The organism is Amphibacillus cookii, assembly GCF_016908375.1.
Taxonomy (GTDB): domain Bacteria; phylum Bacillota; class Bacilli; order Bacillales; family Amphibacillaceae; genus Amphibacillus_C; species Amphibacillus_C cookii.
The window spans coordinates 32,721-58,179 of sequence record NZ_JAFBDS010000009.1; the positions used below are offsets into that span (position 1 = coordinate 32,721).

Sequence of the window (25,459 nt, forward strand, 5' to 3'; positions counted from 1 at the left end):
GGGGTAGATAATATGCACCAAGATGCTTCAATAATATTCCAAATTGCGGGAATTGGAATTGTCGTGGCGATGATCCACACCATCCTTAAACAACTAGGGAAAGAAGAGTATGCTCAATTTATTACATTAGTTGGTTTTATTATTGTATTAATGATGGTAATGGATAGCATTGCAGATCTTTTTCAACAAATAAAATCTGTTTTTTTATTCCAAGGCTAAAGTTATGTTTATTGTTCAGATCATAATGATCGGAATAGTAGCTAGTCTACTCATTACGCTAATAAAGCCCTACCAACCAACTATTGCAATGGTCATGCTTATTATCACAACATGCTTACTTTTCTATTTTATACTATCACCTTTAGGTGAAATTATTGATTTACTGCGATCTTTAGCTGGTCAATTTCAGCTTGACTTTATTTATTTAGATACGATCTTTCAAATTATCGGTATTGCATATTTAACGGAATTAGGATCTCAATTAACGAAAGACGCCGGACTTAACTCTATTGCAACTAAAATTGAATTAGTAGGTAAAGTGTTTATTTTAATTGTATCAGTTCCCGTACTCACTGCAGTAATTGAAGCCATTATTCACTTTATTCCAAATTAAGTGAATTTTCCGGGGAGGCAAACATGCAAGTTACGAACAAAGCATTATATATGGTAATCGTCTTGTTTTTCTCTGTTCAATCATTAAGTTATGCACAAACGACAGAAATACCCCAGGAAGAAAATGAAAATATTGACCTCTTTGATGAACTGAATCTATCCGACTTTGAAGCATATTGGGATGAAATTAGATATGAATACCAAGACTATTTGCCAGAAGTTGAAAGAATGACAGTAAAGGACTTAATAAATAGTAATCATTCATTATCGATTAAAGACTGGATAGTAGCTTTTATTAACATGATTGGCTATGAGGTTATCGCGAATGGCAAGTTACTTGGACAGCTTATTGTCATTACGATTATCTCTGCATTAATTAAAAATATCCAAACAGCATTTCACTCAGAATCGATTAGTACCGTCGCTAACTTCGTTCTAATGTTACTATTAACTACTCTAGCCTTACAAAGCTTTAGTGTAGTCAGTCAATTAATTACGACCACCATAGATCAAATGCATGGTTTTATAATAGCACTTTTACCCTTATTACTAGGTTTGATGGCAACTTTAGGGGGTGTTATTTCGATATCTTTTTTTCATCCCGTCATCGTTACGTTTCTCCATTTAATCGTTGTCTTAACAGATAAGGTGATATTGAAACTCATTTTCTTTTCATTCCTTTTACATTTAGTGAGCTTACTAAACAAAACGTTCCAATTAACTAAATTAGCTGATTTATTCAGACAAATCGCACTCGGTATGCTAATGATTAGCTTGACCGTTTTTTTAACCGTTTTATCTGTCCAGGGAGCAACAACAGCGATTCAAGATGGTTTAGCTATCAAAACAACCAAATTTGTTACTAATAATTTCATTCCAGTGGTTGGCCGAATGTTTTCTGAGGCAACAGATACTATATTTGCAGTTACACAAGTATTGAAAAATGGTCTGGGAATCTTCGGCTTAGTAACAATATTATTAATTGTTGGTATACCAATTATTAAAGTTGCTATGATAGGTTTCAGTTATAAAATGGCGGCTGCAATTCTCCAACCTATAGGTGAGAGTCAAATTGTTAAGTGTGTATCGATAATTGCTGAACACATTTTTTATTTATTGGCTGTTTTATTAGTTGTTTCATTCATGTTTTTAATGACGATTGTTATGCTGCTTATTGCAAGTAATTTAACATTAATGATTCGATAAAACGAACATAATCTGTGGGCGGAGGACTACAGGATGTAGGTTATGCAGACGTTGCCACAGGACGTGGCGGTCTTAGTCTGTAATCCTCTTTTAAGGACGTGGCGACCTTAGTCTGTAATCCTTCTTAAAGATGTGGCAGTTTTAGTCTACGATCTTACCCACCCACTGATTGATTATTGATTTGAGTTGGCTTGTTATGGACGGTTATCTGTGATAAAGGAGGCTGAAATGACCTATTTAGTGAATTGGATTAGTCAAATCATTATATTAATGATGTTTATGGTGATTATTAGCATGATTTTACCTGATCATAAAATGAAAAAGTATGTTCAATTCTCTCTATCTCTCATTTTTATATTGTTTTTTATTCAGCCGATTACTGAATTATTTAATCTTAATATCGGTAGTGAATCAGACAAAGTTATTGACTTTCTTTTTGACGATGATGCAAGTAAATCGGTGGAGGATGGGATTGAACTGCAAAAAAAAGAAATACAAGCCTACAATGATGCATATGTTATAGAAGAGCTAGCCAATCAGTTGAAAAATAATATAGAAGAATCACTCATAAATGAATTCGGATATACACTAACCGATGTTGTAATAGACCCAGCATTATCAGGATCACTTGATTTTCAAGACTTAATATTTCATTTCTACTTTGACCAAGCTCAACAGCATACAGGAGAAATTGCTCCAATTACAATTGATCAAACGGATCAAAGTCATCAAGAACATGATGACTTCGATTATGACAGACCCACGCTATTAAATTGGTTAAGTCAGGAACTAGAAGTAGATCAAGAACAAGTTATTTTGTACTGGGAGGGGGGGTAGCATTGGACAATCCATTTAAGAAAATGCTCGATTGGTTAAGTCAACAGCAAGGAAGTAAATCTAAGTTTAGTAAGTCTAGTTATCTAATAATTTTAGCGTGTATAGGTGTTTTTTTACTTTTGCTTAACCAATGGTTCACTCATGATGATCAGGCAACAGAGAATGGCATTAATGAACCCGAGAGCGCAGAGAGAAGTGAGACGGATGTGTTTCTGAATAAAAGTAGTGATGATCCGCTCTTTGAACTCGAACAGGTTTATCAGGATGACTTAGCAAATATGCTTGAAATGATTAATGGTGTGGCTGAAGTAGAAGTTATGGTGAATTTGGATGCAACAGGTGAACAAGTATTTGAAAAAAATTTAATTGTTGGAACACAAACGACAGTCGAAACAGATCAAGGAGGTGGGACAAGAAATATTGAAGATTTAACTGAAGAACAGCAAATAGTCATTATTAGACAAGGGGAACAAGAAATCCCTTTAGTTGTTCAAAGTAAAAAACCGACCGTTCGAGGAGTTTTAGTTGTAGCAGAAGGTGTAGAGCAAATGCATCTTAAGCAGTCGGTAACAGAAGCAGTCTCACGTGTATTAGATGTTCCGCCACATCGAATATCAATTATGCCAAGGAGTAAAGGAGAGGGTTAACGTGTTGAAAAAACAAACGGTTTGGTTATTAACCTTGTTAAGCTTAATGATTGTTCTTAGTGTATATTATATGAATTCACCTAACGAAGAAGATTTTGCCTTCATTTTTCAAGAAGATGATGAAGAGTCAACAGAGATGACAAATAATGAAGATTTTGAAATAGAATTATCAAATGAGACGATCGATGAGGAAGCAGGAGAAGTAGATGAGGAAGTGGAATCTAATATATCATCAATTACTTCTGATGAAGAATTGTTCACATTAATCCGAATGGAACTTGCTCAAACAAGGAGCAGTCGAATTGAACAGTTAGAGACCGTAGTTGCCTCAAGTACAGCTTCAACTGAAGAGAAAAACAAAGCCTACGATGAAATGAAGAAAATTGATCAATTATCTACAAAAGAACTTATTGTAGAAGAAACGTTGAAGTCTGAATATGATTACGCCGATGTGCTCGTTCGTTCAATGGATGAGAACGTGGTGGTGACTGTTAAAACCGATCAGTTATCTGAAACAGAGGCCAATCAAATTATGCGAATGGTTTATGATGAATTTGGCCCTATGCAAGTCGAAGTAAAGTTTCAACCTTCACAAACGTAAATAAACAAAGCGCAATTATCGCAATTGCGCTTTGTTTATTTATTAGCATTTATAAAACTATTTTTGGATAATATAAATAAAACACGTATTTGGGCAAAGTGAAGGTTAAACAGTGTAAAGTGACTCATAAAACGAACCTTCAATCAGTGAGGATTTTTGATCTTGTTCCACTGATTGGTCTTTGAGTGAATCATGACATTAGCGTCCGTTATCACCCCGCCTCAATCGATTGAGCTCTGCTCTCTATATTGAAGTGGGCGTTTTACGGACAGTTATCCGTGATAAATAAATGAGATAAGCGCTAATCAGGCTTTTATCCATTAAAGTTTGTTATCTCGAACGAAAAAGAATAGTTGAAGTTTCAGTCATCTTTTAATAGAATGTTAAGAGTAATCATTAGTACCTGTTATTAATATTTCGTTTTTAATATTTATTATGTCACGAGGAGTGGTAACATTGTTGAAAATTAGTGAAATTAAAGATTTAATAAAGTGTTTAGATGAGTCGTCATTAGATGAGATGGTCTATGAATATGAAGGAGAAAAGATAAAATTAAAGAAAAATCAACCCGTTTCTTACACTGAGCCTGTTCCTTATGCTCAACCACAAAAAGTTGAGCCTTTACGTACAGAAGCAAATCTTCAAGTGGCTGACGAAGATTCAAATGAGGTGACAGAGACGTCTGCCCCCATTTATGATTATCAAATCACTTCTCCTATGGTTGGAACTTTCTATTTGTCCTCTTCACCTGAAAGTGGTCCATATGTTGAAATTGGAGACCAGATTTCTAAAAAAACGGTCGTTTGTATTATAGAAGCGATGAAATTATTCAATGAAATTGAAGCCGAAGTAGATGGGGAAATTGTTGAGATACTAGCTGAAGATGGGGAACTGGTTGAGTATGGACAGCCTTTATTTGGCGTGAAGAGAAAATAGGAGGCTATTATGATTAAAAAGATATTAATTGCGAATCGTGGGGAAATAGCTGTAAGGATTATTAGGGCATGCAAAGAATTAGGTATTCTTACAGTAGCGATATATTCTGAAGCCGATCGAGATGCGTTACATGTGCAATTAGCGGATGAGGCTTACTGTATTGGCCCAGCCAATAGTCAAGATAGTTATTTGAATTTTACCCCGATTATGAGTGTTGCTAATTTAACTGAAGTCGATGCCATACATCCTGGCTATGGTTTTTTATCAGAGAACGCTGATTTTGCTGAAATATGTGCGAAGTGCAATATTACATTTATTGGTCCGAGCGTCCATGCGATACAAAAAATGGGCACTAAAGATGTAGCGCGTGATACAATGAAACAAGCGAATGTTCCAATCGTTCCTGGATCTGATGGAGTTATTGAATCAGATGAACAAGCTATTCAATTAGCTGAAGCAATTGGCTTTCCAGTGATTTTAAAAGCTACAGCGGGTGGTGGTGGCAAGGGTATCCGTGTGGTTAACGAAAAGCAAGATTTGTTAAAGTCACTTAAAGTGACGCAACAAGAAGCTGAGAAAGCCTTCGGAAATTCAGGTGTGTATATTGAGAAGTTTATTGAAGATTTCTCACATGTAGAAATACAAGTACTAGCAGATAACTTTGGAAATGTGATACACTTAGGTGAGAGAGATTGTTCTGTCCAACGTCGCTTGCAAAAATTGATAGAAGAGACACCTTCTCCTGCCATTAATGAAACCATTCGCGAGCAAATGGGTGCTTCAGCAGTAAAAGCTGCTAAAGCGGTTAATTATTCTGGAGCTGGTACAGTTGAATTTATCTTCGATAAGAAAGAGCAAAAATTTTATTTTATGGAAATGAACACACGTATTCAGGTAGAACATCCTGTCACTGAGATGATAACAGGCATTGATTTAATTAAAGAGCAAATTAAAGTTGCTAGTCACCAACCGCTAACTATTGAGCAAAGTGATGTTGAATTTAATGGTTGGGCTATGGAATGCCGTATTAATGCAGAAGATCCGAATCGAAACTTTATGCCTACTCCTGGATTAATTGAACTTTATTTACCGCCTGGAGGATTAGGTGTTAGGGTTGATTCTGCGGCTTATCCAGGTTATAAAATACCACCATACTATGATTCGATGATAGCTAAATTAATTACATATGGTCAATCACGAGAAGAAGCCATTGATCGTATGAAAAGAGCGTTAAGTGAATTTTTTATTGAGGGTATTTCTACAACCATTCCATTCCATAAAAAAGTATTAGAACATGAAGTATTTTTATCAGGTGATTTTAATACAAAATTTCTTGAGTTACATCCAATTATGGAGAATCATTCAAAAGACTAGGGCAGCAATTCGTTCGATTATCGTTAAAGGGGTGGATTTAAAGTGAGTGAACAAACCATTTTAAATGTAGGTGAAGATTCAAGCTTAGGAAATGTAGAGATAGCGCCTGTTGTTATTGAAGTCATAGCAGGCATTGCAACTACTGAAATTAAAGGTGTTTCCTCAATGAGGGGCAACTTTGCTACTGGGGTTGCAGAACGTTTTGGTATGAAATCACACGGTAAAGGCATTAAGGTTGAACTGACTGAAACCGGGGTTGCGATTGATGTGTTCCTTGTTTTAGATTATGGTGTAACCATTCCAGTCGTTGCACAAAAGATACAACATAATATTAGACAGACATTAAAAACAATGACTGCACTGGATATTGAAGAAATAAACGTACATGTTGTAGGAATACAAATGGAGAAGGATGTCCAACAAGAGAGCTCTAATTAAACAGCTAAGTAATTTAAGTTGGAAAACGTTAATTTGACATGGGAGTAAGTATGTTCTAGTTGTACATTCAAATGAGCTGGCTTTTTTAAAAGTCAGCTTCTTTTTTTATGAATGGGAATGTTATTAACGATGGTTAATTAAGGCTAAAATGTTTTGATTAAAATACGAAACACAAGTTGCTCCCGCCTAACCAAATAAATTCGCTTCTTTTACCAGTATGTAATAAATAAAGTTGGGGCGGAGCGATGTAGCTTTTTTTAAGTAAATTCGATATGATAGTATTGAGTTTAATGATGTGATTGTTGAACGGATAATGGTAGTATGTATAGATGAATAAGGAGAATGGATATGAAGCGAAGAACTGCAAGAGAGAAGGCATTTCAAATACTTTTTTCAATCGATAATGAAAATTTTGATTTGCATGAAGCAACGATGTTGATAATGGAAGATCAAAGTATGGACCCGTTTCTTGACACACTAATTAATGGTGTAGTGAATGCAAAGGAAATGCTTGACCAAAAGATAGAAAACCATTTGGAAAACTGGAGTTTTAACCGACTAGCTACGGTGGAAAAAACCCTTTTACGAATGGCAGCATACGAAATGTTTTATGAGCTAAAGACACCAAAAGGTGTAGCTATTAATGAAGCTGTGGAGTTAGCTCATGTTTATGGAGATGAGAAATCCGGTCAGTTTATTAACGGCGTTTTGTCTAAAATGAGTAATGACTAAATAAGGGGGATGTTAAAATGTCAGCACAAATCATTTACGGTGATCAGCTTGCTCAATCGTTACGTGAAGATATGAAAAATGAGGTTAAGGTGTTGAAAGATAAAGGTGTTACGCCTAAACTAGTTGTTATTTTAATCGGGGATGATCCTGCATCTAAATCTTACGTCTCAGGAAAGCAAAAAGCGGCTGACTTTATTGGTATTGATTCAGAATTGATTACTTTACCTAGTACAACAAGTGAAAAGGAATTGCTGAAGTTAATTAACGATTTCAATCATTCAAAAGATGTTAATGGTATCTTAGTTCAATTACCTTTACCTAAACATATCAATGAACAACATATTATTGAGGCGATTAACCCAGATAAAGATGTTGATGGCTTTCATCCAATAAGTATTGGAAGATTATTAACAAATCAAGACACTTTCTTGCCGTGTACACCATTGGGAATCCTAACCATGCTAAAGTCAAAGAACATTGAAATCGCTGGGAAGCATGTTGTCGTTGTAGGGCGAAGTAATATCGTCGGTAAACCTGTGGGTCAATTATTACTGAATGAACATGCGACGGTTACTTATTGTCACTCTAAAACAAAAGATATGTCGTTGTATACAAAGTCAGCAGACATTTTAATTGTAGCAGTTGGACGAGCCCAATTTATCACAAGTGAACATATCAAGGAAGGTGCAACGGTTATTGATGTCGGTGTTAATCGAATAGAAGATGGCTCGCTAACAGGTGATGTCGATTTTGAACAAGTCAAAGAGAAGGCTGCTTATCTAACACCAGTCCCAAAAGGCGTTGGTCCTATGACGATTACCATGTTGATGCAAAATACCATTAAAGCAGCAATTGCTCAAACTAAACAAGTGTAGGAATGATAGAATATGAATCCAAAATATCTTACGGTAACGGCGCTAACACGTTATATAAAACGCAAGTTTGAGTTAGACGATCATTTATCAACCGTATGGTTAAAAGCAGAAATTTCCAACTTTAAACATCACAGCCGTGGTCATATGTATTTTACATTGAAGGATGACAATGCGCGTATACTTGCGGTCATGTTTGCTGGATATAATCGTTTTTTAAAGTTCAAGCCAGAAGATGGCATGGATGTTATCGTAAAAGGGCAGGTAAATGTATACGAACCACAGGGTCAATATCAACTTTATGTCCATGAGATGATCCCAGATGGAGTAGGGGCTTTACATTTAGCATTTGAACAACTTAAAAATAAGTTAGAAAAGGAAGGATTGTTTGATCAACAAAATAAAAAAAACATTCCTACCATTCCGCGACATTTAGGTATTATTACGTCCGAAACAGGGGCAGCTATTCGGGATATTTTAACGACTATAAGGAGACGATTTCCGCTAGTCAAGGTGACGTTATTCCCTGCGCTTGTTCAAGGTGACGGAGCAAAATATGATCTTGTCAAAAAATTAGAACAAGCCAATGATGATCAAACGATAGATACTTTGATTTTAGCTAGAGGTGGGGGATCTATCGAAGAGCTTTGGCCGTTTAATGAAGAAATGGTCGCAAGAGCTGTCGCAGCCTCTCATATTCCGATAATCTCTGGTATCGGTCATGAGACTGATTTTACGATTGTTGATTTTATTGCAGACCTCCGCGCCGCTACGCCAACAGGAGCAGCTGAGTTAGCTGTGCCATCTAAGAAAGATATCGCTAACCAAATAGAAAGTAATCGCCGAACTCTACATAGAGGAATAAAAGCAGTGATCAATCGAAATGAGGCAAAGCTAAATAAAATTCAATCGAGTTACGCATTTAAGTACCCTAAGCAACTCCTTTCTCAAAAAGAGCAGGAGCTTGACCGATTAATTGAATCCATTCATAGAAATATGAAATCAAATTTAACGAAACAGCAATTTCATTATCATCAACTCATGTCTCGGTTACATTCAAAACATCCAACACAACAAATAAAATTAAATCAACAAAAAGCAGGCTATTTGACCAATGCTCTAGAAAATAATTTTAAATCCCACTTTAGAAATAAAGTTGTTCAATTCGAAAAACAATTGGATAAGTTGAAAGTCCTTAGTCCGCTTGAGACCATGAAAAGAGGCTATGGAATTGGCTATTCATCATCTGGAAGTTTGATTAAATCTGTTAAGCAAGTTGCTCCAGGTGAACAAGTCACCTTTAAATTACAAGATGGCTATTTAGACTGTCAAATATGGGGGATAGAGGAGGATCAAAATGAGTGATGAAAAAAGAAGCTTTGAAGATGTAATGGGCGAATTGGATAATATTGTAAAGAAACTAGAAGAAGCTGATATCCCACTAGAAGAAGCAATTGATTATTATCAAAAGGGTGTTAAATTATCGAAGTGGTGTGATGATAAATTAGCTGAAGTTGAGAAACAAGTTGCCCATATTGTTGACGAAAATGGCGAAACAAAGACAATGGCATTTGAGGAGTCAAAAGATGAATGAATTATTAAATCAATTTGTTGATTTAAATCGACAGATTGTCAATGAGACTTTACAAGAGTTAATTATGAAACAATCGATTCCAGAACGATTAAAACAAGCCATTCTTTATTCGATAAATGCTGGTGGGAAAAGAGTACGGCCAATATTAATGATAGCAAGTTGTGAAGCTTTTCAGGGGGATAAGCATAAGGTTCTTCCCATCGCAGCTGCGTTAGAAATGGTCCATACCTATTCTCTTATCCATGATGATTTACCAGCAATGGATAACGATGATTTAAGGCGTGGATTACCTACTAATCATATTAAATTCGATGAATCAACTGCTATTTTAGCTGGTGATGCCTTGCTAACATTAAGCTTTCAAGTTATAAATGAGGCGGAAACCTTAACGCCAGAGGAGAAAGTCTTTGCTAGTAAAAAATTGAGCTTAGCTGCTGGTGGTAGCGGTATGGTTGCTGGTCAAGTATTAGATATTGCTGCTGAGAACAAAAGAATTGAACTACAAGCATTAGAAAATATTCATCGCTTAAAGACCGGGCAATTACTCATTTATGCAATGGAGATGGGGGCATATATGGCTGGTACTTCATATAAAGAGCTAGAAGCGATCAAAGCTTGTGCCGATCAGATGGGATTAATTTTTCAGATTCAAGATGATATTCTTGATGTGAATGGTGATCAACAAAAGATGGGCAAGAATATAGGTAGTGATCTAGAAAAGGAAAAAAGTACCTATCCAAAAATATATGGCTTAGATGGTGCTTTAAAAGAGAAGCAAGAAAAAGTAGATAGTGCAAAGCAAATATTAGTTGATTTAGGTATAGAAAATTCAATGCTAGCAGAGCTGATTGATTATTTAAGTGATCGAGATCAGTAATGCGGCTGTTTTTAGCCAGCATTGATTAAATGGTCATAAACAATAAAATATGTTATACTATATACATAAGGAATGGTGCAGTATTCTAGTCGATTCTCCACTTCTGAAGGCAGGCCTAAAAATCTGCCAAAGGGCACATCGATGAAGTTCCTTGTGTCGGCTTGAGGCGCCCAGCCTTGGGTCGGTGCTGGGAGTTAAGGTTGTAGGGCGATCCACAAAGGCATGTGGGCGTTGACCCTACTTCCGCGGAGGCCCATCTCTGTTGTAGACTTTAGCCAAAGCGCTATGATGGAATGGGGTATGAACCTGTACAGTAGGTGAAAAGGGGATCCTACTGACAGCGTAGCCTGCCTTGAGTGATTACTGAGGGGATTATAGTTATGCAAGTATTTGGTAGGCCACCAAATACAATGTCTTGTCTATATGAAATCAGAATTGCAAAAGAGGCTAGGAAGTGGTTAAGAATTGTTGAGGAAATCTCCTAGACTGTTCAATGGGACACTTAAAAGGGATTATAGTACGGTCTAAGTGGCAATCCAGTCTAGCTTTCGGTGACGAAGCTAAGATGCATTTAAAGGGGAACCGCCAGAATGGCAACATTCGGTATGCATTTGGGAAAACCTACTGGACCTAAGCCGTAGTTTTTACTTTTTAAGTGACCATTCCAATTACATATTAAATGTGAGGGAACGTTAAATGGCGAAAGGTCGATCGCAATTAAATAAATCGCTAAAGTTTAGTCTAAGTATTGCCGTTATCACATTTGTGTTAGCGGCAATTTTTTCAGTTATTTCATCTGCTATATTAAGTGGAGTGGCTTGGGGACTAGGTATATTAATTGTATTGATTATTGTGTTTTTAGGGGTGTTTTTTGATACACTGGGTGTAGCGGCAACTGCTGCAATTGAGAAACCTTTTCATGCAATGGCTTCAGAGCGTGTTTTTGGTGCAAGAGAAGCTGTTCTCATTGTACGGAATGCTGACCGTTTTGCTAGCTTTTGTAACGATGTGGTTGGTGATATTTCAGGTGTCATTAGCGGGACTGCATCAGCACTCGTGGTCTTACAATTAGCAAATGTGTTAGGGCATGGGGATGGCTCTGCCGTTCAATTAACGATTAATGTTATAATGACAAGTGTTGTTGCTGCCTTAACCGTTGGAGGTAAAGCGATTGGAAAATTTTTAGGTATCCATTACACGACAACGATAATTATTCTAGTGGGTAAAACGCTTGCATTTTTAGACAGTAAATTTAAAATAAAGTTATTAAAGAAAAAATGATAATTGAAAGATAAACTCGGGGAGGATTCCTAGATGGATCTTACTAAAATTAAAAGTCCTTCTTTCCTTAAAGGATTAACAGAAGATGAGTTAGAAGTATTAGCTTTTGAAATTCGACGTTTCTTAATTGAAGAATTAGCGGTCACCGGTGGCCATTTAGGGCCGAATTTGGGTGTGGTTGAGTTGACATTGGCTTTACATAGTGAATTTAGAAGCCCAGAAGATAAGATTTTATTTGATGTTGGACATCAATCTTATGTCCACAAAATCTTAACAGGTCGTGCTGATGCCTTTAAAACATTAAGACAATATAAAGGCTTATCTGGTTTTCCAAAGGTAAATGAAAGTAAACATGATGTATGGGAAACGGGACATAGTTCTACATCGTTGTCTGGAGCAATGGGAATGGCGGTAGCAAGAGATTTAAAAAAACAATCCTATCATATTGTTCCAGTTATAGGAGATGGGGCTTTAACCGGAGGTATGGCGTTTGAAGCACTTAACCATATTGGACATGAAAAAAAAGATATGATCGTTATTTTAAATGATAACGAAATGTCTATTGCTAATAATGTTGGTGCACTTCACCAAGCCTTAGGTCGGATGCGTAGTGCAGCTAAATATAATAAAGCTAAACAAGAATTAGAATGGTTAATAAAACGAATTCCAGCAGTAGGTGGTGTATTAGCCAATGCGACGGAACGCTTAAAAGACAGTATGAAATATTTTATGGTGCCAGGGATGTTGTTTGAGGAATTTGGTTTTACTTACTTTGGTCCTGTGGATGGACATGATATTAAAGCGCTTAAGGATCATATCGGTTTTGCTAAGAAGACAAACGGGCCGGTTCTTTTGCATGTGATCACGAAAAAGGGTAAAGGCTATTTGCCAGCAGAAACGGATGAAAAAGACAAGTGGCATGGAGTAGGACCTTACAAAATTGAATCTGGCGAAAAAATCACACCTGAAATTAGTGGGTTATCTTGGAGTAAGGTTGTAAGTGATGAATTAATTAGTCAAGCATCTTTTCATCAAAATTTAGTTGTTATTACACCTGCTATGATACTGGGATCGAAATTGGAAGGATTTCAAAATAAATATCCAGAAAGACTTTTTGATGTGGGTATTGCTGAACAACATGCCACCACAATGGCTGCGGGATTAGCTAGTCAAAACATGAAACCCTTTTTAGCGATATATTCGACTTTTTTACAACGTGCATATGATCAAGTGCTACACGATATATGCCGTGTAAAGTTAAACGTTATTATAGGGATTGATCGTTCTGGATTAGTTGGTGCAGACGGTGAAACACATCATGGTGTATTTGATATTGCCTTTTTACGTTCACTACCAAATATCATTATTATGATGTCTAAAGATGAAAACGAATGTCGTGATATGATTGAAACAAGTATGCAGTATCATCAAGGTCCTATAGCTATACGTTATCCTCGCGGTAATGCTTTAGGTGTTGAACCAAAACAACATCGGCAACAGTTGCCAATTGGAGAATGGGAAGTTTTATCTAAAGGGGAAGATGTTGTGATTTTAACATTTGGTCCAACTATTGCTTTAGCTGAAGAGGCTAAAGTATATTTGGCGCAATATGGTATAAAGGTTGAGTTGGTTAATGCACGATTTATTAAACCTTTGGATGAAACGTATTTAAAAAATGCATTTAATTCAGGAAAACCAATATTAACTATTGAAGAAGCTATGTTAGTAGGCGGCTTTGGTAGTTCTGTTCTTGAGTTTGCTGAAGCATCAGGCTATTCGAATATAAATATTAAAAGAATGGGTATTCCCGATCAATTTATCGAACATGGTGATGTTGAATATCTACTTGAAGAAGTAGGTTTAACGGTTGCTAATATTGTTCAAGAAGTACAATCGCTTTTACCTACTCATATAAAAAGGGTAAGATAAAATGACACCAAAAAAAGTAAGGTTAGATGTGCTATTAGTAGAAAGAGGTTTAATTGAAACAAGAGAAAAAGCTAAACGTTCAGTAATGGCGGGGCTCGTTTTTTCAGAAACAGAAAGATTAGATAAGCCGGGAGTAAAAGTAGCCGTTGATATCCCTTTAACGGTTAAAGGCAAACCAACGCCGTACGTTGGACGTGGTGGATTAAAGCTAGAAAAAGCGCTGCAATTTTTTAATTTAAGTGTTAAAGGTCGTTTGATGGTTGATATTGGCGCATCAACTGGGGGTTTTACAGATTGCGCACTACAAAATGGTGCAAAACTATGTTATGCCTTAGATGTAGGCTATAATCAACTGGCTTGGAAGTTGCGATGCGATTCAAGGGTTATCGTGATGGAACGAACCAATTTCCGCTATGCTACTCAAGATATGTTTGACCACGGACTTCCAGACTTTGCTACAATAGATGTATCGTTTATTTCCTTAAAGTTAATTCTTCCTGCTCTAGCTAATATTATAGCTGACAATGGAGATGTTGTTGCTTTGATAAAACCTCAATTTGAAGCGGGACGAGAGCAAGTTGGTAAAAAAGGTATTGTTCGTGATCCGGATGTGCATCGTGATGTGTTAGCATCGATTATCACTTTTGCTCATGAATTACAATTTGAATTACAAGGATTAACATTTTCACCCATTACTGGGGGAGATGGGAATATAGAATTTTTAGCGCATTTTAAAGCAAAGCAAAACGATCAAATAAAACAAAGCAATTGGCAAGATAAGATCGTTAATGTCGTTCAACAAGCACATGACATGCTGGATTAATCTTACACTAAGAAGGGACTGAGCATATGAATAAGGGTCAACGCCATATAAAAATACGTGAATATATTACCAATCATGATGTAGAAACACAAGATGAACTAGTTGACGCGCTTCGTAGCCAAGGATATCATGTGACGCAAGCCACGGTTTCACGAGACATCAAAGAACTTCATTTAGTTAAAGTACCTATGTCAAATGGCGGATACAAATATAGCTTACCAGCAGATCAGAGGTTTAATCCACTAGAAAAATTAAAGCGATTAATGAGAGATGCGTTTATTAAAATTGATCAAGCTACACATTTTTTAGTTTTAAAGACATTACCAGGTAATGCTAATGCATTAGGTGCCTTAATTGATAATTTAGATTGGGAAGAAGTATTAGGCACTATTTGTGGGGACGATACGATTCTAATTATTTGTAGAAATGTAGAAGAAACCGAAAAGGTCGAAAAGCAATTTCTTGATATGCTTTAGACAATGTTGAAACGATTTGGGGGAAACAGTTATGCTAACTGAGCTTTCAATAAAAAACTTTGCCATTATTGAACAATTAACGATCCCATTTAATGATGGGTTAACTGTCTTAACCGGAGAGACTGGTGCAGGGAAATCAATTATTATTGATGCCATACAATTATTAACAGGCAGTCGAGGGTCAGTTGAATTTATACGTCATGGAGCAAAGAAAGCGACTTTGGAGGGTTTATTCATATCAGAAGACAAGAAGCACCTTGTTTATCAATTAGCTGATCAATATGGTGTAGAATTAGATGCTGAAGGTATGATTGTGTTACATCGAACAATAAGTTCCAATGGAAAAAGTATTTGTAGAATTAATGGTTCATTAGTAACTTTGGCGATTTTACGTGAATTTGGTCAGGCTTTGATTGATATTCATACCCAACATGAGACACAATCATTGATGGATCACGAGCGACACCTTGAATTATTAGATCTCTACAAAAAAGACGATCTAAACGAGGTGATCTTAGATTATAAAAAAATTTATCAAAAACTAAATACAATCAAACAAAAATATCAACACTTAAAACATAATGAGCAGGAAATTGTTCAACGGTTAGATCTTCTTCATTTTCAATTAGATGAATTAAAAAATGCTGAATTGAAACCAAATGAAGATCATGAATTAAGAGAAGAGCGTAACAAGTTAGCGAATTATGAGAAAATATATCATAGTGTTCAAGAAGCTTATACAGCTCTAAAGGGAGAGCAGCACGGTTTAGATTGGCTTTCATTAGGTTTATCAGCGATTGAATCTGCAGCTACTTTTGAGCCAGAACTACAAGATTCAATGGAGCAGTACTCAAATCATTATTACCTACTAGAAGATATTGCTGGCCAGTTACGTGAATATTTAGATAATTTTGCATTTGATCCAGACCGTTTAAATACTGTCGAATCTAGACTGAATGAGATTGAACGGTTGTTGAGGAAATATGGAAGCTCTGTAGACGAAATCATTGAATATGCTGCTCAAATAGAGGATGAGATTGATGATTTAGAAAATCGAGAACAATCTCTACAATACTTAGTTGAACAACTTAAAGAACTTTCTGCAGATGCCTTAGCTGAAGCAAGTCATCTACATGACCTCCGTAAACAAGTTGCTAACGAATTAATGGAAGCTCTTCAAGGAGAATTGGCTGACCTCTATTTAGAAAAAGCAACGTTTAAAGCTGAAATTAGCGTAAAAGAAGGCCAAGCTAGCGACCCGGTATTAAATGGAACCCATGTTGCATTAGGACCGAGAGGTATTGACCAAGTCAAGTTTTTATTATCGACTAATCCGGGTGAACCATTAAAACCATTACATAAAGTTGCTTCAGGCGGTGAGTTGTCAAGAATAATGTTAGCAATGAAAACCATTTTTGCTAAGCATCAAGGTGTAACCAGTGTTATTTTTGACGAGGTTGATACGGGTGTAAGTGGACGTGTTGCACAAGCTATTGCTGAGAAAATTCATGCAATATCAAACGGTTCACAAGTTTTGTGTATTACGCATTTACCGCAAGTAGCTGCAATGGCTGATACTCATGTTTTAATTGAAAAGCAAGTTATTAATAATGCCACTACTACTAACATTAAAACATTAACTGCTAATCAAAGGGTGGAAGAAATCGGAAGGATGATGACTGGAACGACACTAACAGAAACATCAACTGACCACGCTCGAGAATTGATCAACCATGCTAACGCATTTAAACAGACATAGATATAGTAGCACATTAGTGAATGTCACTGATGTGCTTTTATATTGGAAATAATCTTAAATGACAGGAAATCTTCTCATGTTTATGAGAACTTTACTGGGTTTAAAAACGCCCATTCAAGGTCAAATTAGAGGTACAGATAAAACATAAATTGACTAAGAAGAGGAGCGTGAATTGTGAAGAAACAACGTCCAAAATATATTATGGGCATAGCGATAATTGTTTTTGTGCTTATGTTTCCGTTTATTCCGACTATAAACAATTTTTTAGCTATTCCAACCCATTTAACTTTATATACCAGTGAAGAGCCTGTTGTTATAAACCCTTTAAGTGAACGCGTAAAGATTGTGGCAGAAGAAGAACAAGACATTATTGCGCTAAAAGATAATGAAATCTTTCCAGTTAACTTTGGTGAAACCGAAGTGACTTATAAATACAATAATATACCTTTAAAAAAGGTAAACGTCAATGTGGATGAGTCCTATCAAGTTATTCCGGGGGGACAGTCAATCGGCGTAAATTTGCAAACATTAGGTGTTTTGGTAGTGGGCTACCACAAAGTTGGTGACGAAGATAATTTAAAGTCTCCAGGTCAAGATATTGGCATTGAAATCGGAGACAGTATTTTAGCTATGAATGACCATGAAATTAAATCAATTGAGGACATAGCTCCTATTGTTGAGGAAGCAGGGAATAATAACGAAGCGATAAATGTAAAATTTAAAAGGGATAACAAACTATTTGAAGAAAAACTTCATCCAAAATTTGATCAGAAAACAGATGGTTACAGACTAGGTCTTTATATACGTGATTCTGCAGCGGGAATTGGGACGATGACTTTTTATGATCCGTTAACTCACAAATATGGAGCACTTGGCCATGTTATTTCTGACATGGATACACGTGAACCGATTGAGATTGATTCAGGCACAATTGTTCGGTCTACCATTACTTCAATTCAAAAAGGTGATAATGGAATACCCGGAGAAAAAAGAGCTTCATTTAATAAAAAAGAAGGATTATTAGGTAACATTACAAAAAACAGTTCATTTGGCGTGTTTGGTGAATTAGAAGAGGCGCTTCAAGATGGTCCATTATCCAATCCATTGCCTGTAGCGAAACCAAATGAAGTGAAAGAAGGGCCCGCTAAAATATTAACAGTGATTGACGGTGAAAAAATTGAAGCCTTTGATGTTGAAATTATCAATGCAGTCGAACAAAGAAATCCAGCAACTAAAGGAATGGTTTTGAGCATCACAGATGAACGACTTCTAAAAGAAACGGGTGGCATCGTACAGGGGATGAGTGGAAGTCCGATCATACAAAATGACAAACTAATTGGTGCTGTGACACATGTTTTTGTTAACGATCCAACTTCTGGATACGGTATTCATATTGAATGGATGTTGGATGAAGCAGGAATAGATCATGTTAATACATTAAATAAAGCTAGTTAACCGGTAGACCAGTCAGAAAATAAAAAAATTAAGTTCAAATGCGAATGATTCGTTTAATTAAATGGATCATTCGCATTTATTATACAAAAATTACCAGACGATCCAGTAACCGCAGTCCCAGTACGAACTGAAGATCCTTTTTGTCAAGACCTCTTTTTCATTATAAAGGGAGTATACTTTAGTCAAATAACACGTGTTTTAGAAAAATATGTTATAATAGGATTGAGAATTATTCGACAAAAGATACATAAAGTGGATAGAAATTAAGAAAAAAAACAAAATTAATCGAATGATTAGAAGTTTGATCGAATATTATTTTTTTTATCAATATAAAAAGGGAAATCCTTAGAATTGTCGAATAAACTTAGGTGTATAAAGGTAAAATAAGGAGGAAAAAGCAGTGGAAAAAATAAAAGTTTGTTTAGTTGATGACAATCAAGAATTAATCAGAATGATGGAGGAGTATTTTGGTGAACAAAGTGATTTAGATGTTGTTGGAACTGCATATAATGGTAAAGATAGTTTGCAGTTAATAGAAAACACAAATCCAGACGTAATCATACTAGACATTATTATGCCACATATGGACGGATTAGCTGTACTAACAAAAATGAAGCAACTGCATTTATCCAAACGGCCTCATGTCATTATGCTAACGGCATTTGGACAAGAAGACGTTATGAAGAAGGCGGCTGATTTAGGGGCCTCATATTTTATTCTTAAACCATTTGACTTAGACTATTTAGCGGATCAAGTAAGACAAGTTTATGGTAAACCTGTTAAAGAGCGAAAAACAGCTAAACATGCTGATCATAAACAAAATAAATTTGATTTAGAAGCCAGCATTACTAACATTATTCATGAAGTGGGTGTTCCAGCTCATATAAAAGGTTATATGTATTTACGCGAAGCCATCACCATGATTTTCAATGACATTGAGCTATTAGGTTCAATAACAAAGGTTCTTTACCCTGATATCGCTAAAAAATATAACACAACACCATCAAGGGTTGAACGGGCTATTCGCCATGCAATCGAAGTTGCTTGGAGTCGAGGGAATATTGATTCGATTTCTGATTTATTTGGTTATACCGTCAGCAGCTCAAAGGCTAAACCAACCAATTCGGAATTTATTGCGATGGTAGCAGATCACCTAAGACTGGAATATCGCGCAAGTTAAAATAGTGAATAAAAACCTCTTTTTTGAAGAAAACTAACAAAAAGGAGGTTTTTTCATGAAAAAAATATTATTTTTTACGCTTATGTTTATGCTTATGGGCTCTGTGAGTGTGTTGGCTGAAAGTACTTATTATGTTCAACCAGGTGATACATTGTGGAAAATAGCGGTACGCTACCAAATCGGTGTTACCGAAATTATTGAAGCAAATCCCCAACTCGATGATCCTGATTTAATTTATCCTAACGATGAGATTAAAATTCCGAACATTGATGCGATAAAGCATACTGAGCACATTGTTATTCAATTGACTAATCAAGAAAGAGCAGCTAATGGTCTACCAGAATTAAGACCAGATTGGCAACTGTCAAGAGTTGCAAGGCATAAATCTGCTGACATGCTAGAAAACAACTATTTCGCTCATACAAGTCCATCCTATGGATCACCGTTCGACATGCTAGAAGATTTTGGTGTAAGTTATCAAAGAGCAGCTGAAAATATAGCAAGGGGACAACAAACGCCACATCAGGTGGTACGTGAATGGATGAATAGTTCTGGCCATCGTGCTAATATACTTGGAGATTTTACCCATATTGGTGTTGGTTATGTGGAAGACGGAAGATATTGGACGCAAATGTTTATTAAACGATAAATAAGCCAATTAAGTTGTAAATTTCACTACTGTAAGCAAATAAAGTGTTTATCCCATGATTATCTTCAATATCTTCATAAATAATCTGAATTTTAATATAACAAATTCAGATTATTTATGATAATATTTTAATAATAGAAAAAAATATTGGAGATGTGTATCATGAAAGTAGCGAAATTCGGGGGGAGTTCAGTAGCGAGCGCTGAACAATTAAAAAAAGTCGCTCGTATTATTAAAGATGATTCAGAGCGACGTGTTATTGTTGTGTCTGCACCTGGTAAACGGTCGGCAGAAGATATTAAGGTGACCGATTTATTAATTAACCTAGGTGAGGCCTATCGGTTGGGAAATCCGCATCAGAAAGAACTTAATGCTGTATTAACGCGATTCGAATCAATTATTAAAGACCTCAACTTATCAAATCAAGTTTTAACAGAGATACAAGACGATGTAACAAAGATATTCGCGGACGGTGGTGCTATCGAGTTTAAGCTAGAAGCTATTAAAGCGATAGGAGAAGACTCATTAGCCAAATTATTAAGCGAGTATTTATTAACTTTAGGATTAAACGCACGTTATCTTAATCCTAAAGATGCTGGTCTCATCTTAAGTGATCAACCAGGTAGTGCTCAGATTTTAGATGAGAGTTTCGAACAATTGTACAAATTAAGAGAAAGCAAAGAAATTGCTGTTATTCCGGGTTTTTTTGGTTATACAAAAAAAGGAAAGTTAGTTACTTTTTCTCGTGGGGGTTCTGATATTACAGGATCAATTGTCGCTGCTGGGGTTGAAGCTGAACTATATGAGAATTTTACTGATGTTGATTCGGTCTATTGTGTAAATCCTAATATTGTCGACCAACCTAAAGAGATCACTTCACTAACATATAAAGAAATGCGTGAATTATCATATGCTGGTTTTTCTGTTTTTCATGCTGAAGCATTAATTCCAGCTTTTAAAGCGAAGATACCTGTCTGTATTAAAAACACCAATAATCCAAATGCGCTTGGGACCATTATTGTGTCAGAAAAAGAAGTCCGAGGTAATCCAGTCGTGGGTATCGCAAGTGATAAAGGGTTTATGAGCTTATATGTTAGTAAGTATTTAATGAATCGTGAAATTGGATTTGGAAGACGTTTACTAAATATTCTTGAAGATGAAGGTATTTCTTATGAACATACGCCTTCAGGTATTGATGATTTATCAGTGATTTTACGAGCGGATCAAATGACAGAAGAAAAGGAACAAATCGTCATCAATCGAATCGAACATGAATTATCACCTGATTTAGTTTATACAGAACGTGGACTTGCACTTGTGATGATTGTTGGCGAAGAAATGCATTGTCATATTGGCACAGCAGCTAGAGCGACTAGAGCCTTTGAAGAAGCAAATGTTAATATTGAGATGATCAACCAAGGTTCTTCAGAGGTATCACTAATGTTCGGTATTAAAGAAGATGGTGTGGAGCGTGCTGTTCAAGCACTATATCATGCTTTTTTTGAAATAAATACCATTTAATAGTTATTTTTCTTTAACCCGAAAGATTTGTTTCTGACGAATCTTTCGGGTGTTTGATTTTAATTTGCTTCAATTCAGACAATAAAAGCATAAAATTATTACCTATTACTAATATCTTGTATAAATGTTTCTTGCTAAAAAGAGAAATTAGCGATAAGATGGTAGGGAAGGCTATATTAATAATAAGATTAACGTAGATAAAGGAGCATTTCTATGGCGAAAAATTATGACCTAGTCATATTGGGTGGTGGTATGGGAGGCTATGTGTCTGCTATTAGAGCCTCGCAACTCGGCCTTACTGTTGCACTTGTCGAAGCAGATTTATTAGGAGGTACATGCCTGCACCGTGGTTGTATCCCAACAAAATCATTATTAAAAAGTGCTGCTATTTATCAGACTGTAAAGAACAGTTCTTTATTTGGAATTGAAGTAAATCAAGCGCTGATAAATTTTAGTGAAGTACAAGGACGAAAATTAACAGTTGTTGATCAGCTTCATAAAGGTGTTAAACAGTTAATTAAAAAAAATAAAATTGATGTTTTTGATGGATTTGGACGGTTACTTGGTCCTTCTATTTTTTCTCCCATGTCTGGGACTGTTTCTGTCGAATATAAAGATGATCGAGAAAACGAGATGTTGATTGGGAAAAATGTCATAGTTGCTACAGGTACAAAAGCGCGTCAAATAGAAAGTATGCCATTTGACGGAAAGTTTGTTCTTTCTTCTGACCAAGCACTTACTCTTGAAGAATTACCTGAGTCAATGCTGATTGTTGGTGGTGGTGTGATTGGTATTGAGTGGGCTTCAATGTTAAGTGATTTTGGTGTAAAAGTAACTGTCATTGAGGCAGATCAGCACATATTGCCTAGTTTTGACAAAGATATATCGAGAGTAATGAAAAAGGAACTTGCTAAAAAGGGTGTGGATATATTAACTGAAGCAAATATTGAAGGGTATGAAGTGATTGATCAAACACATGTTAAATTAAACTTGACGTTACAAGACAATGAAGCTAAACAAGTTACAGCTGATTCTGTGCTTGTATCAATAGGCCGTCAAGCGTTTACTAACGATTTAGGACTAGAGAATACCTCAATTGAATTAGACGACCATGGTTTTATTAAGGTTAACCAATATTACCAGACCAAAGAGTCACATATTTATGCAGTTGGCGATTGCATCGGAGGTGCTCAACTTGCACATGTTGCTGCGCATGAAGGTAAGCTAGCTGTTGAACATATTGCGAATACACATGAAAAATTGCCACAAGAAAATTTTGTGATAAGTTGTGTATATAGTCAGCCTGAAATAGCGACAGTTGGTTTAACAGAGCAAGAGGCTAAAAGGGAAGGCAAAGATGTACAAGTAGCTAAAATGCCTTTTTCTGCGATTGGAAAAGCCGTTATTGAAGGGCATACGACTGGTTTTGTAAAAATCATATCAGATCGAGAAACAGAAGATATTATTGGGATTCATATGATGGGAAGCCATGTAACAGATTTAATATCTGAAGCCGGATTAGCTATGGTGTTAAATGCTACAGCTGAGGAAATAGGACAAACGATTCATCCTCATCCCTCTCTTAGCGAGGCTATTCAAGAAACAGCGTTAGCTATCCATGCAAAACAAATCCACGGATAAATTGAAAGGAGAATGATGATGTCTAAACATACTGAACTGGGTCTTTCGGAAGAAGAAGTACTTGAGATGTATCGTATTATGTTAACAGCAAGACGTGTAGATGAACGGATGTGGTTGTTAAACCGAGCCGGGAAAATTCCTTTTGTCGTTTCTTGCCAAGGTCAAGAAGTTCAACAAGTTGCAGCTTCTTTTGCATTAAACCGCGAGAAAGATTATTCTGCACCATATTATCGTGATGTTGGTGTGGTACTTGCTTTAGGTATGTCAATTAAAGAGCTAATGTTACAAGCATTTGCTAAAGCAGAAGATCCCAATTCTGGAGGACGCCAAATGCCTGGCCACTTTGGGTCAAGAAAATTAAGGATGTTAACGGGATCATCACCTGTTACTACACAAGTTCCTCATGCTGTTGGGATAGGTTTAGCTTGTCAGATGAATAATGACGATGCCATTGCTTTTGTCACTTTAGGTGAAGGCTCTTCTAATCAAGGTGATTTTCATGAAGGGGCTAACTTTGCGGCTGTTCACAAATTACCGGTTATCATTATGGTTGAAAATAATCAATATGCTATTTCAGTTGCTCTTAACGAACAGGTAGCTTGTGAAAAGATATCTGATCGTGCCATTGGTTATGGTATGCACGGTGAAACGGTCGATGGTAATGATCCATTTGCTGTTTATAAAGCAGTTAAACAAGCAGCAGATCGGGCAAGAGAAGGAACGGGCCCGTCCCTGATCGAAGCCGTAAGTTATCGTTTGACACCACACTCGAGCGATGATGATGATCGAACATATCGTTCTGAACAAGAAGTTAAGCAGGCGAAAGAAAATGATGGATTAATTTCATTTAGGGAATATTTGATAGCTCACAATATCTTAACAGAAGAAAATGAAAGAGAGATGGAGCAAACGATTAAATCATTGATTGATGAAGCGACAGATTATGCTGACGCTGCGCCCTATGCATCACCTGATACATTATTAGATGGTGTATATCAGTAAGAAAAGGAGGATTATAAATGCCAGTTGTATCTTATATAGAGGCAATCAAAACAGCCATGGAAGAAGAGATGGAACGTGACGAACGTGTGTTTATCTTAGGAGAAGATGTGGGTAAACGAGGTGGAGTTTTTCGAGCTACAGAAGGCTTATATGAACGATTTGGAGCGAAACGTGTGATTGATACACCGTTGGCGGAGTCGGCTATTGCTGGAGTAGGGATAGGTGCTGCTATGTATGGTATGATTCCTATTGCTGAAATGCAATTTGCAGATTTTATTTTGCCAGCTGTCAACCAAATTATTTCAGAAGCAGCAAAAATAAGATATCGCTCAAATAATGATTGGACATGTCCGATTACGATTAGAGCTCCTTATGGTGGTGGCGTGCATGGGGCACTCTATCATTCCCAGTCCATAGAAGCTATCTTTGCAAATCAACCAGGTTTAAAAATTGTGATGCCTTCAAGTCCTCGCGACGCCAAAGGCTTACTAAAAGCTGCAATACGAGATCCAGATCCTGTCTTATATTTTGAACATAAAAAGGCGTATCGCCTACTTAAAGAAGAAATTGACAACAATGAAGAAGTAATTGAAATAGGAAAAGCAAACCTCCTACAAGAGGGAGCAGATATAACGGTAATTACTTATGGACTTTGTGTGCATTATGCTAAAGAAGCAGCTAAAGAGTTAGCTGCAGAACAAGGGATAGAAGTAAACCTACTCGATTTAAGAACGATTTATCCGCTTGACCAAGAAGCGATTATCAATGCTGTTAATAAAACAGGAAAAGTATTATTAATAACCGAAGACAATAAAGAAGGTAGTATAATCAGTGAAGTGTCAGCGATTATTGGTGAACATTGTTTGTTTGAACTCGATGCCCCGATTAAGCGCCTAGCTGGACCTAATGTACCTGCGATGCCTTATGCACCCACATTAGAAAAAGCGTTTATGGTTAATCAAGATCAAATAAAACAAGCAATGTTAGATTTAGCATTATTTTAATTGCTTGGGAGGG

Annotated in this window: 26 protein-coding genes; all 26 read left to right on the forward strand. The window is 36.3% G+C overall.

Annotated features, from left to right (window positions below):
- Positions 1-12 precede the first annotated feature (12 nt).
- The 26 genes from spoIIIAC (at position 13) to JOE23_RS13425 (ending at position 25,446) form a co-directional block, all read left to right on the forward strand.
- The gene (spoIIIAC, locus tag JOE23_RS13300) at positions 13-219 is read left to right on the forward strand and encodes a stage III sporulation protein AC (protein ID WP_017472288.1); all 207 of its coding nucleotides are present in this window, start codon (positions 13-15) and stop codon (positions 217-219) included.
- Positions 220-223: 4 nt separating this feature from the next.
- Positions 224-613, forward strand: a complete 390-nt coding sequence (gene spoIIIAD / locus JOE23_RS13305) for a stage III sporulation protein AD (protein WP_204439086.1) — start codon at positions 224-226, stop codon at positions 611-613.
- Positions 614-636: 23 nt separating this feature from the next.
- Complete coding sequence (gene spoIIIAE, locus JOE23_RS13310; RefSeq protein WP_204439088.1) at positions 637-1,818, forward strand: stage III sporulation protein AE; 1,182 nt, start codon at positions 637-639, stop codon at positions 1,816-1,818.
- A 228-nt stretch (positions 1,819-2,046) separates the two neighbouring features.
- Entirely contained in the window at positions 2,047-2,655 is a 609-nt protein-coding gene (spoIIIAF, locus tag JOE23_RS13315) for a stage III sporulation protein AF (protein ID WP_204439090.1), read from the forward strand.
- A gap of 2 nt (positions 2,656-2,657) precedes the next feature.
- Positions 2,658-3,302: a stage III sporulation protein AG gene (gene spoIIIAG, locus JOE23_RS13320; protein ID WP_204439091.1), complete on the forward strand. Its 645-nt coding sequence runs from the start codon at positions 2,658-2,660 to the stop codon at positions 3,300-3,302.
- 1 nt (position 3,303) lies between these two features.
- A complete protein-coding gene (locus JOE23_RS13325) occupies positions 3,304-3,903 on the forward strand; it encodes a SpoIIIAH-like family protein (protein WP_204439092.1) in 600 nt (199 codons plus the stop codon).
- A 456-nt stretch (positions 3,904-4,359) separates the two neighbouring features.
- Positions 4,360-4,839 carry an acetyl-CoA carboxylase biotin carboxyl carrier protein gene (gene accB, locus JOE23_RS13330; RefSeq protein WP_204439093.1) on the forward strand — a complete coding sequence of 160 codons (480 nt, stop codon included), beginning with the start codon at positions 4,360-4,362 and terminating at the stop codon, positions 4,837-4,839.
- A 9-nt stretch (positions 4,840-4,848) separates the two neighbouring features.
- Positions 4,849-6,213 (forward strand): acetyl-CoA carboxylase biotin carboxylase subunit, encoded by a 1,365-nt coding sequence (gene accC, locus JOE23_RS13335; RefSeq protein WP_204439094.1) that lies wholly within the window; start codon positions 4,849-4,851, stop codon positions 6,211-6,213.
- Positions 6,214-6,255: 42 nt separating this feature from the next.
- Positions 6,256-6,651: an Asp23/Gls24 family envelope stress response protein gene (locus tag JOE23_RS13340; RefSeq protein ID WP_204439095.1), complete on the forward strand. Its 396-nt coding sequence runs from the start codon at positions 6,256-6,258 to the stop codon at positions 6,649-6,651.
- A gap of 348 nt (positions 6,652-6,999) precedes the next feature.
- Positions 7,000-7,383 carry a transcription antitermination factor NusB gene (gene nusB, locus JOE23_RS13345; RefSeq protein WP_204439097.1) on the forward strand — a complete coding sequence of 128 codons (384 nt, stop codon included), beginning with the start codon at positions 7,000-7,002 and terminating at the stop codon, positions 7,381-7,383.
- 17 nt (positions 7,384-7,400) lie between these two features.
- Positions 7,401-8,258, forward strand: coding sequence for a bifunctional methylenetetrahydrofolate dehydrogenase/methenyltetrahydrofolate cyclohydrolase FolD (folD, locus tag JOE23_RS13350; protein ID WP_204439099.1), 858 nt, complete (start codon positions 7,401-7,403; stop codon positions 8,256-8,258).
- A 12-nt stretch (positions 8,259-8,270) separates the two neighbouring features.
- Positions 8,271-9,620, forward strand: coding sequence for an exodeoxyribonuclease VII large subunit (xseA, locus tag JOE23_RS13355; protein ID WP_204439102.1), 1,350 nt, complete (start codon positions 8,271-8,273; stop codon positions 9,618-9,620).
- Complete coding sequence (gene xseB, locus JOE23_RS13360; protein WP_204439104.1) at positions 9,613-9,849, forward strand: exodeoxyribonuclease VII small subunit; 237 nt, start codon at positions 9,613-9,615, stop codon at positions 9,847-9,849. Before xseA ends, xseB begins: the two co-directional genes overlap by 8 nt.
- Complete coding sequence (locus JOE23_RS13365) at positions 9,842-10,726, forward strand: polyprenyl synthetase family protein (RefSeq protein ID WP_204439106.1); 885 nt, start codon at positions 9,842-9,844, stop codon at positions 10,724-10,726. The genes xseB and JOE23_RS13365 overlap by 8 nt, the downstream gene beginning before the upstream one ends.
- Positions 10,727-11,422: 696 nt before the next feature.
- The gene (locus tag JOE23_RS13370) at positions 11,423-12,007 is read left to right on the forward strand and encodes a hypothetical protein (protein WP_204439108.1); all 585 of its coding nucleotides are present in this window, start codon (positions 11,423-11,425) and stop codon (positions 12,005-12,007) included.
- 33 nt (positions 12,008-12,040) lie between these two features.
- Positions 12,041-13,936, forward strand: a complete 1,896-nt coding sequence (gene dxs / locus JOE23_RS13375; protein WP_204439110.1) for a 1-deoxy-D-xylulose-5-phosphate synthase — start codon at positions 12,041-12,043, stop codon at positions 13,934-13,936.
- Position 13,937: 1 nt separating this feature from the next.
- Entirely contained in the window at positions 13,938-14,759 is an 822-nt protein-coding gene (locus JOE23_RS13380) for a TlyA family RNA methyltransferase (RefSeq protein WP_204439113.1), read from the forward strand.
- Positions 14,760-14,785: 26 nt separating this feature from the next.
- Positions 14,786-15,235: a transcriptional regulator AhrC/ArgR gene (gene ahrC / locus JOE23_RS13385; RefSeq protein ID WP_204439115.1), complete on the forward strand. Its 450-nt coding sequence runs from the start codon at positions 14,786-14,788 to the stop codon at positions 15,233-15,235.
- Positions 15,236-15,266: 31 nt separating this feature from the next.
- A complete protein-coding gene (recN, locus tag JOE23_RS13390; RefSeq protein ID WP_204439117.1) occupies positions 15,267-16,994 on the forward strand; it encodes a DNA repair protein RecN in 1,728 nt (575 codons plus the stop codon).
- Between the two features lie 174 nt (positions 16,995-17,168).
- The gene (gene spoIVB, locus JOE23_RS13395; RefSeq protein WP_204439119.1) at positions 17,169-18,449 is read left to right on the forward strand and encodes a SpoIVB peptidase; all 1,281 of its coding nucleotides are present in this window, start codon (positions 17,169-17,171) and stop codon (positions 18,447-18,449) included.
- A 400-nt stretch (positions 18,450-18,849) separates the two neighbouring features.
- The gene (gene spo0A, locus JOE23_RS13400; protein ID WP_204439120.1) at positions 18,850-19,629 is read left to right on the forward strand and encodes a sporulation transcription factor Spo0A; all 780 of its coding nucleotides are present in this window, start codon (positions 18,850-18,852) and stop codon (positions 19,627-19,629) included.
- 55 nt (positions 19,630-19,684) lie between these two features.
- Complete coding sequence (gene safA / locus JOE23_RS13405; RefSeq protein ID WP_204439121.1) at positions 19,685-20,278, forward strand: SafA/ExsA family spore coat assembly protein; 594 nt, start codon at positions 19,685-19,687, stop codon at positions 20,276-20,278.
- A gap of 162 nt (positions 20,279-20,440) precedes the next feature.
- Positions 20,441-21,799 (forward strand): aspartate kinase, encoded by a 1,359-nt coding sequence (locus tag JOE23_RS13410; RefSeq protein ID WP_204439122.1) that lies wholly within the window; start codon positions 20,441-20,443, stop codon positions 21,797-21,799.
- A gap of 213 nt (positions 21,800-22,012) precedes the next feature.
- A complete protein-coding gene (gene lpdA / locus JOE23_RS13415) occupies positions 22,013-23,440 on the forward strand; it encodes a dihydrolipoyl dehydrogenase (protein WP_204439123.1) in 1,428 nt (475 codons plus the stop codon).
- 12 nt (positions 23,441-23,452) lie between these two features.
- Entirely contained in the window at positions 23,453-24,442 is a 990-nt protein-coding gene (locus JOE23_RS13420) for a thiamine pyrophosphate-dependent dehydrogenase E1 component subunit alpha (protein ID WP_204439124.1), read from the forward strand.
- A gap of 17 nt (positions 24,443-24,459) precedes the next feature.
- Positions 24,460-25,446, forward strand: a complete 987-nt coding sequence (locus tag JOE23_RS13425) for an alpha-ketoacid dehydrogenase subunit beta (RefSeq protein WP_204439126.1) — start codon at positions 24,460-24,462, stop codon at positions 25,444-25,446.
- Positions 25,447-25,459 lie beyond the last annotated feature (13 nt).

Coding starts and splice junctions, on each gene's coding strand:
- spoIIIAD (WP_204439086.1), top strand. CDS start 224: ATGTTTATTGTTCAGATCATAATGATCGGAATAGTAGCTAGTCTACTC.
- spoIIIAC (WP_017472288.1), top strand. CDS start 13: ATGCACCAAGATGCTTCAATAATATTCCAAATTGCGGGAATTGGAATT.
- spoIIIAF (WP_204439090.1), top strand. CDS start 2,047: ATGACCTATTTAGTGAATTGGATTAGTCAAATCATTATATTAATGATG.
- xseA (WP_204439102.1), top strand. CDS start 8,271: ATGAATCCAAAATATCTTACGGTAACGGCGCTAACACGTTATATAAAA.
- lpdA (WP_204439123.1), top strand. CDS start 22,013: ATGGCGAAAAATTATGACCTAGTCATATTGGGTGGTGGTATGGGAGGC.
- dxs (WP_204439110.1), top strand. CDS start 12,041: ATGGATCTTACTAAAATTAAAAGTCCTTCTTTCCTTAAAGGATTAACA.
- JOE23_RS13370 (WP_204439108.1), top strand. CDS start 11,423: ATGGCGAAAGGTCGATCGCAATTAAATAAATCGCTAAAGTTTAGTCTA.
- recN (WP_204439117.1), top strand. CDS start 15,267: ATGCTAACTGAGCTTTCAATAAAAAACTTTGCCATTATTGAACAATTA.
- folD (WP_204439099.1), top strand. CDS start 7,401: ATGTCAGCACAAATCATTTACGGTGATCAGCTTGCTCAATCGTTACGT.
- JOE23_RS13420 (WP_204439124.1), top strand. CDS start 23,453: ATGATGATGTCTAAACATACTGAACTGGGTCTTTCGGAAGAAGAAGTA.
- safA (WP_204439121.1), top strand. CDS start 19,685: ATGAAAAAAATATTATTTTTTACGCTTATGTTTATGCTTATGGGCTCT.
- JOE23_RS13425 (WP_204439126.1), top strand. CDS start 24,460: ATGCCAGTTGTATCTTATATAGAGGCAATCAAAACAGCCATGGAAGAA.
- ahrC (WP_204439115.1), top strand. CDS start 14,786: ATGAATAAGGGTCAACGCCATATAAAAATACGTGAATATATTACCAAT.
- JOE23_RS13380 (WP_204439113.1), top strand. CDS start 13,938: ATGACACCAAAAAAAGTAAGGTTAGATGTGCTATTAGTAGAAAGAGGT.
- spoIIIAE (WP_204439088.1), top strand. CDS start 637: ATGCAAGTTACGAACAAAGCATTATATATGGTAATCGTCTTGTTTTTC.
- xseB (WP_204439104.1), top strand. CDS start 9,613: ATGAGTGATGAAAAAAGAAGCTTTGAAGATGTAATGGGCGAATTGGAT.
- JOE23_RS13365 (WP_204439106.1), top strand. CDS start 9,842: ATGAATGAATTATTAAATCAATTTGTTGATTTAAATCGACAGATTGTC.
- accC (WP_204439094.1), top strand. CDS start 4,849: ATGATTAAAAAGATATTAATTGCGAATCGTGGGGAAATAGCTGTAAGG.
- JOE23_RS13410 (WP_204439122.1), top strand. CDS start 20,441: ATGAAAGTAGCGAAATTCGGGGGGAGTTCAGTAGCGAGCGCTGAACAA.
- nusB (WP_204439097.1), top strand. CDS start 7,000: ATGAAGCGAAGAACTGCAAGAGAGAAGGCATTTCAAATACTTTTTTCA.